The organism is Streptomyces sp. NRRL S-340, from assembly GCF_000720185.1.
Lineage (GTDB): Bacteria > Actinomycetota > Actinomycetes > Streptomycetales > Streptomycetaceae > Streptomyces.
The window spans coordinates 1-1,067 of record NZ_JOIY01000104.1 but is presented as its reverse complement, the minus strand read 5'-3'; the positions used below and the strand labels follow the sequence as shown (position 1 = coordinate 1,067).

Sequence of the window (1,067 nt, the reverse complement as noted above, 5' to 3'; positions counted from 1 at the left end):
GTGGAAGTGCAGGTTGCGCAGGTGGTGGAGCGCCCGGTGGCGGCGGCGGATGTCGTTGAGGCGGGTGATGAGGGGGGCGATGGTGCGGCCCTCGCGTTCGGCGGCGGTCCAGTCGCGGGGTTTGAGCTGGTACTTCTCGGAGTCGAGGTATTCCTCGCTGCCTTCTTTGAGGGGGGTGTTCTCGCAGAGTTCGTAGCCGCTGTAGATGCCCCAGGCGGGGGAGAGGGTGGCGGCGAGGACGGCGCGGACCTCGAAGGCGGGGCGGCCGCCGTGCTGGAGGTAGGCGTGCAGGATGTCGGGGGTGTTGGTGAACAGGTTGGGCCGCATGTAGGCGGCGGCCTCGCCGGTGAGTTCGGTGAGGTAGTCGGTGAGTTCCTGTTTGGTGTTGCGCCAGGTGAAGTAGGTGTAGGACTGCTGGAAGCCGACCTGGGCGAGGGTGTGCATCATCGCGGGGCGGGTGAAGGCCTCGGCGAGGAAGACGACGTCGGGGTCGGTGGTGTTGATCTCGCCGATGACGCGTTCCCAGAAGACGACGGGTTTGGTGTGGGGGTTGTCGACGCGGAAGATGCGCACGCCGTGGTCCATCCAGTGCCGCAGGACGCGCAGGGTCTCGCTGACGAGTCCGTCCATGTCGGCGTCGAAGGCGAGGGGGTAGATGTCCTGGTACTTCTTGGGCGGGTTCTCGGCGTGGGCGATGGTGCCGTCGGGGCGGTGGTGGAACCACTGGGGGTGTTTGTGGACCCAGGGGTGGTCGGGGGAGCACTGCAGGGGGCGGTGAGGGTGTTGTTGCGGCCTTTGCGGTGGGTGGTGCCGATGGGGTGGACCGGGGGGAGGTAGACGACGTCGAAGCCCATGGCGGCGATGGCGGGCAGGCGGCGTTCGGCGGTGCGGAAGGTGCCGTGGGGCTGTTCGGGGGTGCCTTCGGAGCGGGGGAAGAACTCGTACCAGGCGCCGTAGAGGGCGCGTTCGCGTTCGACCTGGAGGGGCAGCGGGTCGCAGGCGGTGACCAGCTCGCGCAGCGGGTGGCGGGCCAGGACCGCGTCCACCTCCGGCGTCAGCGCCGCCGC

1 pseudogene is annotated in these 1,067 nt (G+C 69.1%); it reads right to left on the bottom strand.

The annotated features are described in order from the left end of the window. A pseudogene (locus IG64_RS37140) lies at window positions 1–1,067 on the bottom strand (alpha-1,4-glucan--maltose-1-phosphate maltosyltransferase); the annotation flags it as partial.